Annotated in this window: 9 protein-coding genes; 6 read left to right on the forward strand and 3 right to left on the reverse strand. The window is 67.8% G+C overall.

The features are described from left to right. Positions 1–18: 18 nt before the first annotated feature. Genes ACZ7KI_RS38190 through ACZ7KI_RS38205 form a run of 4 tightly spaced genes read left to right on the forward strand, consistent with a single transcriptional unit; the run spans position 19 to position 3040 of the window. Positions 19–1149, forward strand: a complete 1131-nt coding sequence (locus tag ACZ7KI_RS38190) for a BTAD domain-containing putative transcriptional regulator (RefSeq protein WP_470277885.1) — start codon at positions 19–21, stop codon at positions 1147–1149. A 33-nt stretch (positions 1150–1182) separates the two neighbouring features. Next, positions 1183–1350 carry a CopG family transcriptional regulator gene (locus tag ACZ7KI_RS38195; RefSeq protein WP_470277886.1) on the forward strand — a complete coding sequence of 56 codons (168 nt, stop codon included), beginning with the start codon at positions 1183–1185 and terminating at the stop codon, positions 1348–1350. Beyond that, complete coding sequence (locus tag ACZ7KI_RS38200) at positions 1347–1697, forward strand: VOC family protein (RefSeq protein WP_470277887.1); 351 nt, start codon at positions 1347–1349, stop codon at positions 1695–1697. Before ACZ7KI_RS38195 ends, ACZ7KI_RS38200 begins: the two co-directional genes overlap by 4 nt. Further along, positions 1694–3040, forward strand: a complete 1347-nt coding sequence (locus ACZ7KI_RS38205) for an MFS transporter (protein WP_470277888.1) — start codon at positions 1694–1696, stop codon at positions 3038–3040. The genes ACZ7KI_RS38200 and ACZ7KI_RS38205 overlap by 4 nt, the downstream gene beginning before the upstream one ends. On the opposite strand, the gene ACZ7KI_RS38210 is transcribed toward ACZ7KI_RS38205, so the two are convergent. Both ACZ7KI_RS38210 and ACZ7KI_RS38215 read right to left on the reverse strand, forming a co-directional pair. Further along, positions 3037–3477 carry a histone-like nucleoid-structuring protein Lsr2 gene (locus ACZ7KI_RS38210; RefSeq protein ID WP_470277889.1) on the reverse strand — a complete coding sequence of 147 codons (441 nt, stop codon included), beginning with the start codon at positions 3475–3477 and terminating at the stop codon, positions 3037–3039. The genes ACZ7KI_RS38205 and ACZ7KI_RS38210 overlap by 4 nt on opposite strands. 230 nt (positions 3478–3707) lie before the next feature. Further along, entirely contained in the window at positions 3708–4538 is an 831-nt protein-coding gene (locus ACZ7KI_RS38215) for an alpha/beta fold hydrolase (RefSeq protein WP_470277890.1), read from the reverse strand. Between the two features lie 200 nt (positions 4539–4738). Between ACZ7KI_RS38215 and ACZ7KI_RS38220 the strand changes: the two genes are divergently transcribed. Beyond that, entirely contained in the window at positions 4739–5743 is a 1005-nt protein-coding gene (locus ACZ7KI_RS38220) for a glycosyltransferase (RefSeq protein ID WP_470277891.1), read from the forward strand. Between the two features lie 2 nt (positions 5744–5745). On the opposite strand, the gene ACZ7KI_RS38225 is transcribed toward ACZ7KI_RS38220, so the two are convergent. After that, the gene (locus ACZ7KI_RS38225) at positions 5746–6738 is read right to left on the reverse strand and encodes an alpha/beta hydrolase (protein WP_470277892.1); all 993 of its coding nucleotides are present in this window, start codon (positions 6736–6738) and stop codon (positions 5746–5748) included. Positions 6739–6810: 72 nt separating this feature from the next. Between ACZ7KI_RS38225 and ACZ7KI_RS38230 the strand changes: the two genes are divergently transcribed. After that, entirely contained in the window at positions 6811–7371 is a 561-nt protein-coding gene (locus ACZ7KI_RS38230) for a TetR/AcrR family transcriptional regulator (RefSeq protein WP_470277893.1), read from the forward strand. The last annotated feature ends 1112 nt before the right edge of the window (positions 7372–8483 follow it).

Here is an 8483-nt window from a genome sequence, read left to right on the forward strand (position 1 = left end):
CCTGAGATGATCGCCTCCGTGACGGTTGAAGTGCGGTTGCTGGGGCCGGTGGAGCTGACCGTCGACGGTGTGTCCGTCACCCCCGGCGGGCCGCGGCCGCGCGCGGTACTGGCCGTGCTCGCCGCTTCCGGCGGGGCGCCGGTCAGCGCGGACAAACTGGCCGAGGCGATCTACTCCGACACCGGCAGACCCGCGTCCCGCTCCACCGTCCAGGTCCATGTGCACAATCTCAGGCAAACCCTTGGGGCGTATGGAGAATCCTTGAGGCACGGGCCGGCGGGTTATCAGCTTCTCGGTGTCCGAGCCGACCTCCGCGAGGCCGAAGACGAGGTCGGCCGGGCAAGGGCGGCCGAACAGGCACGCGACACCCCGGCCGCGGCGGCCGGGTACCGGCGAGCACTCGCATTGTGGCGAGGTCCGTTCTGCGCCGATCTGCCCGACCACACCGCTTTCGACCCCGCCCGCACCCTCTACGCGGAAATGCGCTGGGAGGCGCTCGAGGCGCGGATCGCCGCGGATCTGCGCTCGGGCGAAATACCGGGACTGGTACGGGAACTCGAGGAACTGGTCACGGCTCATCCGTTGCGGGAACGGTTCTGGGGTCAGCTGATGGTCGCGCTCTACCGGGAAGGACGCCAAGCCGAGGCGCTGGACCGCTTCCGGCAGGCGCGCCGGGTACTGGCCGAGGAGGCGGGCGTCGAGCCGGGGCCCGCGTTGCGGGAACTGGAACGAGCGGTACTCGCCCATGCCGGGACGGCGACTCTGCTGCGGGTCGCCGCCCCCGGCGCCGCGGGAACCGGACAACCGGCGTTGACCTGGGTCGACGGCGCTGGACGGGCCCGGCTCCGTGAGCTGCCCGCGCGGGGGCGCCTGGTCGTCGGCCGGGACGCGAGTGCCGACGTCGCGCTGCGCCACGACGGTGCCGTATCCCGCGACCACGCGGAAATCACCGTCGGCGCGGACGGGCCCGTCCTGGCGGATCTTGGTTCCCGCAACGGCACCTTCCACAACGGTGAGCGGATCGCGGAACCGGTCTCCCTCGCCCCTGACGACCTCATCCGCTGCGGCGACACGGTGCTGGCGGTGACGCGCGGTGACGCGTCGCTCGACGTCGTGGACGGGACCACGCGCTCACGCTCGCAACACTAGGATGCACGCATGCTCATTTGCTAGCATGCTGGCATGACTCAGGTCGCCAAACGGCAATTCAGCGTGTATCTGCCGGCCGACCTCATCAGGCGGGTGAAGCACGCGTCCGTGGACGCCGACGAATCGCTCTCGGCGTTCGTCGAGCGCGTACTCGAGGACCACCTGCGACAGCGCCACTCCCCCCGCGAGGAACGATCATGATGCGAGTGATGCCGATCCGCTACAGCTCGGATGTCGCGGCCATGACCCGGTTCTACGAAGCACTCGGCCTGCGCGTCGGGTCGACGTCGCGCCCGGGTGGATGGATCGAAATGCCCGCGGCGGGCGGCATGCTGGCCATCCACCGCGCGTCCGGTGAAGACGTCGGCCGCTGCGAATTGGCCTTCGAAGTCGGAGAACCACTCGAGGACGTCGCGAAACGCCTGCGGTCAGCCGGATTCGAGCCGGAGCCGCCCATCGACGAAGCCTTCGGACACTCTTTGCGCGTTCAAGATCCCGACGGCGTCTGGGTGCAGCTCAACCGGTACGACCGAGACCTCTACACATGACCGAAGGCCGCCTCGCGGGGCGAACGAGACCGCTGGCCATCGCGACGGGCGTCATAGTGCTCGAGTTCGCGGCGGCGGTGACGGGCTTCGTCGCTTCCAGCCTGCTTCCGATCGTCGCCGACGACCTGGACGCGAGGAGCGATCTCGGGCTGCTGATCGCCGGTTCGTCGCTGGGGTTGTTCGTCGCGCTTCCGCTGGCGAGCCGGGTGTTACGGCGGCTGGGCCCGCGCGGCACCTTGGCCGCCGGGATATGCGCCTACCTCGGCGGGCTCGTGCTGGCTGCCTGCGCCCGGGCCGCGTGGATGTTCGCGCTGGGACAGTTCACCGCCGGGCTCGCCGGCGGGCTCCTTGCCGTTTTCGGGATCAGTTCGGCGATCCGGCATCTCGACGAGCGGCTGCGCATCCGGGTGGTCGCGGCGTCGTCGGCGATGTGGATCCTGCCCGCATTGGTGGGTCCGGCGGCGACACTCGCGTTGGAACATCTCGTGGGATGGCGCTGGACGTTGCTGCTGCCGGTGCCCTTCGTCCTTTTCGGACGGTGGCTGGTCGTGCGTGCCATCCGGGACGCTCCGGCCGAGGAGGGCCGGCCGCGGCCGCTGGGCAGGACTCTGCTGGTGCCCTTGGGTGCGGCGGGTGTCGTGCTCGGCATGGGATGGTGGCCGCTCGCGATCCTCGGCGCGGTGATCACGGTGGCCGGGATGATCGCGATCCTGCCGCCGGGAACCACGCGTCTGCGGCGCGGGACTCCCGCCGCCCTGGGTGCGATGGTGTTGTTCGCGGTCGGCTATTTCGGTGCGGACAGCCTGATCACGGTGCTGTTGACGCGCGGGTTCGGGGTGGGTCTCGGGCAGGCGGCGATCGTACTGGCCGCCGCCCCGCTCTGCTGGGCGGTGACGAGCCTGGTGGCCACGCGGTTCACCGCGGCGCGAAGGTTTCCCGTTGCCGGGTTGGGCTTGACCGCTCTGGCCACGGCCGTCCTGGCGATCGAACTCGCCGCCGGCGGATCCTTCGCCGTGGCGCTCGTCGCGTGGGCCTTCGGCGGAATCGGGGTCGGACTCGCTTATCCCGGTTTGTACATCCGAGCGACCACCGCGGGAACGAGCGGCTTCACAGCCGCGGAACTGGCCACCGCCGTCATCACGGCCGAATGCCTCGGGCAACTCTGGGGACGCGCGGTCGGCGGCACCTTGAGTTCGGCGGCCGGCACCGGAGGGCTTTTCGCCTCTTATGCGCTGTTCGCGGTCGCTCTGCTCGCTTCCGCGTGCGCGGCGAGCCGGAGCGGCACCGTTCCAGGTTCCTGTGGTGGTCGCGTCGCGCGACCACCACAGGACACGGGGCCTTAGCCGGCCGCGACCTTCTTCTTCCTGGGCGCACGCTTACGAGCCGGAGCGTCATCGACGGGCTTCGGCTTGGCGGCAGCCTGCTCCGCGGCGTCGAAGGCCTCGTAGATGTCGTTCGGGATCCGGCCGCGTTCGGCGATCGAGTAACCGTTTTCCCCCGCCCAGGCGCGCACGCGCTGGTTGCGTTCGCGGTCGGTCGGCTTCTTCGCACCGTCGAGGACGCCGGGGACGGTCGCCTGCCCCGCCGCGACCTTGACGCGACGTCCACCGACGCGCTTGCCGTTTTCGACATACCGCGCGAACTCCTCGCGCAACGCGTCGGCGTTCTCGTCCGAGAGATCGATCTCGTACGTGACACCGTCGAGCGCGAAAGGAACCGTCTGCGTCGCGGTCCCGCCGTCGAGGTCGTCCACGATCTGGACGACGACTTTCTGAGCCATGAAGAGCCTTTCACCAGGTCCGCGGGAGTTCCTCCGCATCAACAATCATCGGTGAGCGTAGCGCGAGTTCACCGGATCTGCGGCATGACACCCGTTCGTCGTCACGAGGTGTAGCCCACAAACCGTTTTCCGCGACGTCAACGAGTTCTCACCCGACTACTGTTCGATGTGGACACAGCCCGGACCGGCAGGACAGGACTGTCTGCTGATTTCCTTGGGAAGCGGGGGAATCAGAATCCAGCTCCGAGAAAATCGGCAAGAGCGCGGCCGATCCGGTCCGGGGCGTTCTCAGTGGGGATGTGACTCGCGCCCGGGATGCGGATGAGAGTGCTTCGCGGGATCTCCAGCGCGAACTTCTCGGCGTACTCCACCTTCTCGAAGCGGTCGTCCTCGCCCCAGATCAGCAATTTGGGCGTCGTGGATCGTCGCAGTGCGGGAACGAGATCCAGGGTGTAGCGACTCGCGGCCGCGCTCGCCATGGCCAGCCAGGAGCGGCGACCCCGCGGATCCGTCCAGGGGTCGAGGTATTCGGTGATGCGCCCTTCGGTGGCGGCATCGGCCAGATCCGTTGTCAAAGCCTTACGGCGAGCGGCGAGAAACTCGTCACCGGTGGCCGCCGCCGCGAGAAGCCGCGCCACGTGAGGCGCGGGCCACGAGTCGTACATGACCGAGTTGACCAAGGCCAGCCGAGAGATCGGCAACCGCTCGTGCGCAAGGAGATGCTGAGCGGCCGCGCCGCCGATGTCATGCCCCGCCACGGCGATCGGCCCGGAAACCTCGAGGGCGGACACGAAGCGCGTCGTCCACTCCGCCAGGGCCGGGACCGTGGCGGTCTCCGGGGTCAGCTCTCCTCCCGAACGCCCCATCCCGGGGAAATCGACCGCGAGTGGCCGCAGCCCCGCCCTCGCCAGGCTGGTCAGCACGGGAAGCCAGACGCGGCTCCAGTACGTTCCGTGCAGCAGCAGCACGACCGGGCCATCCTGGTGCACGGTGAGATAGCTGACCGTCTCGTCCCCGACCCTGGCCTCGGCCCGCACGATGCCTGATTCCGTCTCATCCATGAGATCACTGTGATGGGGGACCGGCTTCCGGGCCCAGTATCGGAAAAGACATCTCCAGGCACATTCCTGCCATCCGACGGGTCCGGTGTGGCCGTGCCCGCGGACCCTCGGCTACTCTGTACTCAGATGATCTGAACATCTGTCGCCAACATCTGGAGTGTCCGTGACCGACCCAGTCGCACCGATCGTGGCCCGCTGACATGCGCGTGCTCTTCACCAGCCTGGCGGCGCCCGGCCATACCTATCCGCTGATCCCGCTCGCGATCGCCGCCAGGGAGGCCGGGCACGAGGTGCATTTCGCCGCCGGTGAGAACGTTCACGCGTCCCTGCGCGGGAACGGGCTCCGCCCCTTTCGCCCGGCCGATTCGTTCTACGAGATCTACGCCGAGGATCTCGAACCGGAACTGGCCCGGCTACGGCCCGACCTCGTCGTGCACGAATGGGGGCAACCGGGGGCGGCCATCGCCGCGCAGCGGGCCGGGATTCCCGGTCTCTGGCACGGATTCGGCCGCATGTTCCCCGACGGGATCGGACTCGAGCGCCCGACGACTCCCGCTCGGCCACATCTCGACATCTGCCCACCGTCCTTACAGGACAAAAGCTTCCTCACGACAGCCGAGCGCATCGCACTACGCCCCGTCCCCTACTCCGAACCGGCTCCGCTCCCGTGGCACTCCGGACGCGTTTCGCGACCGTTGATCTACCTGACGCTCGGCACCGCGTTCGGCACGCCGGAACTGCTCACCACGGCCATCCACGGTTTGGCCGCGCTCGACGCGCACGTCGTGGTGGCCTCCGGACGGATCCTCCCAAACCAGCTCGGGCCCGTGCCGGACAACGTCACGGTGCGGGCGTGGGTACCGCAAGCGGATCTGCTGCCGCATGTCGACGCGGTCGTGCAGCACGGCGGCAGCGGCACGACCCTCGGAGCACTCGCCTTCGGCATCCCTCAGCTCCTCCTTCCTCAGGGAGCCGACCAGTTCGCCAACGCCGAAGCCGTCAGTACCGCGGGTGCCGCGCTACGCCTGTCGCCCGCCGAAGCCACCGCGGACGCCATCGCCGACCAGGCCCGGAAGTTACTGCCACACCACGGAAACACCGCCCACCGCGACGCGGCCCGCGCAATTGCCGAGGAGATCGCCCGCATGCCCTCCCCCGCCAAGGTCGCCCGCGATCTGCCTAGTTGGGCCGAACACGGAAACTGATTTCAGCTGGTCGTGCGCAGACGGTTCCGGAGGAAGTCGGTGATCTCCGCTCGTGCGGCTTTGGCCTGCGGCACCACGCCCGGCATGCTGAGGAACGCGTGTGTGGCTCCGGGGTGTTCGGTGAGTGTCGCGGGGGTGCCGGATTCCAGCAGTCGTTCGGCGTACCGGCGGGCGTGGTCGGCGATGGGGTCGAGGGTCGGGACCACCAACAACGCCGGGGGCAGCCCGCTCAGGTCGCCGGCCTGCAGCGGCGACAGCGGACGTGGGTCTGTTCCCGGCGGAACGGCCAACCGTTGCAGCAGCCGCATCTGCGCCACGTTCAGCGTCGGACTGTCCGCGTAGCGCGCCATCGAGGCATGGTCGAATCCCTCGTCGGTCACATCGAGAGCGGGGTTGACCAGCACCTGCGCGCGCAGGCGCAAACCGGACTCCTTCGCCCGCACCGTGTTCAGCGCCACGATCGCGCCGCCGGTGCTCTCGCCGAAGACCGCGACCCGTGCCGGGTCGATCCCCCATTCCGCGGCGTGCCGCACCACGTGCCGCAGCACGTCCCAGCCGTCGTCGACGGCCGCGAGCAGCGGAGTCCCCGGACGGAGAAGCCGGTGCTCGACCGAGACCACGACCGACGGCAGCCGTGCGGCGAGGTGACTGTTCACCCAGTCGCTCTGCACCGCCGTGCCGACGAACCCACCGCCGTGGACGTGCAGCACCAGCGGCAAAGCGGCACTCTCCTCGCCCCGCTTCGGTGACGGCCGGTACACCCGCACCCGCAGCAGACGATCGGGCAAGGTGATCTCTTCCCATCGGATCTCGGCGCCTCGATCCGGGAACCCGGTGATCACCCGAGCCAGCGGAGACGCCCGCTTGCGATTCACCGTCTCACTCAAAGCGACCAGCTCCTCGGCCGTCATCGCCATCCAATCAGGTTCCTTCCCCAGTGCGTGCAGCAACCGAATCCCCCGCGGTGGCCGTTGCGTGCCGACGACGTCGTCCATGTCTCCTCCATCACCCAATTACGCTACCGGCAGTAGCGATACCGATGGTAGCGAAATTGCTAGGGTGGTGCCATGACCCCACCGGCCACCTCCGCCAAACCACCAGGACGACCCCGCGCCGGCATCGACACCGCGGTCTTCGCCGCCACCTTGGACACCGTCCACGACCTGGGCTACGCGGGCGCGACGATGGACCGCATCGCCGCGGCGGCCGGTGTCGCGAAGACGACGATCTACCGGCGCTGGCCGTCAAAAGGAGCGTTGATCACGGACTGCCTCGTCGACGCCATCGGCCCGGCGCCGCTGAAAGGCACCAGCCGAGACGAGGACATGACCGCCAGCATCCGCTGGATCGCGGCGAAGATCGGGAACCCCGGCGTGGGTGCGGCGTTCGCGGGCGTGTTCGTCGACGCCGTCCACGATCCGGCTCTGCGCTCGATCCTGTCCACGCGGTTGCAGGACCCCTACCGGATCGCGCTCCAGGACGCGCTGGGCGAACCGGAGGACCGGGTCCTGCTCTTCATCGACATCGTCGTCGGGACCCTGCTCCACCGGATGGGCATGACCGGCGCGCCGATGGTCGACGCCGACGTCACCGCACTGGTCGAGATGGTCCTGCGCTACTTCGACTGACTCGCGAGGGGGGATCCGCCCGGCTCCCGACTGTCCATAAGGGACACTTTTCGAGATGAACGTGCCTGATTTGGGAGACTTGCACGTTTTCACGAAGGGGTCGTGAGTGATTTGGGTTGTTCTATTGAGGGGTAAGGCAAACGTGTCGTGGTGCGGGGCCGGTGTCGCTCCTGTGTACGCGTTCTTCTGGTAGTGAAGGCCTCCTTGCCTACCCTGACGGTAGTGAAGGAGGCTTTCACTACCGTCGGATGTGAGCCCTGGTGACGGTGGGACGGCTGCGACCCCGCCGGCCGGTCGTGAAGTACATGAAGGCCTCCTGCCTTGCGCTAGGCGCAAGGTCCCGGCAAAGTCGCAGAGTTGCTGGTCGGCACTTGTTCTCGGTGGTCCGGATGTGGCATCGCTGATGCCCGCGGGCTCCGAGTGTGGAGGATTTGGGACGGTGAACGTCCCAAATCCTCCACACTCGAGGTGCACCAGGTTCAGGGGCATGCCCCCTGAAGCTCTGTTGATCAAGCTTCGCAACCGGGGGCGACCCCGTGTCTATGAAGGAATTGGGACATTCAACGTCCTGATTCCTTCATAGACGTCGGCCTGCGCCATGACGAAGAGGTCACCGACCTGCACGGTCCCGACTTTGCCGGGACCCTGGCGCTAGGCGCAAGGAAGGGGGCCTTCATGTACTGGGGAAGGTGTGACTCGCATGCCCGGATGCCGCACTCCCGCCCGAGACACGACACGTTTGCCTTACCCCTCAATAACCCTCATTATCACTCACGATCCCCAGCAGAAACGTACATAACGGTATCAATCAGACACTCGCTTGCCCGGCAATGTCCCTTGTGGACACTGAAGGCGCCGCTGGTGTTCAGATTCAGGCCCGCCCTACCTCGGCTCACCCTTGATAGTCGCCTGACCTGCAAGATCCCGACTTTGCCGGGACCCTGACCTGCAAGGTAGGGAAGGAGGCCTTCACGGACTTTCCTGACTTAGGGCTGCGGATGAGGGGTGGGCTGGGTTGGTCGTGAGTGGCGATTCGGGTTCTATTGAGGGGTAAGTCAAACGTGTCGTGTCGCGGGCTGTGGTCGCTGCTGCCTACGCGTTTCCCTGGTGGT

The organism is Amycolatopsis sp. NPDC039088, assembly GCF_055598845.1.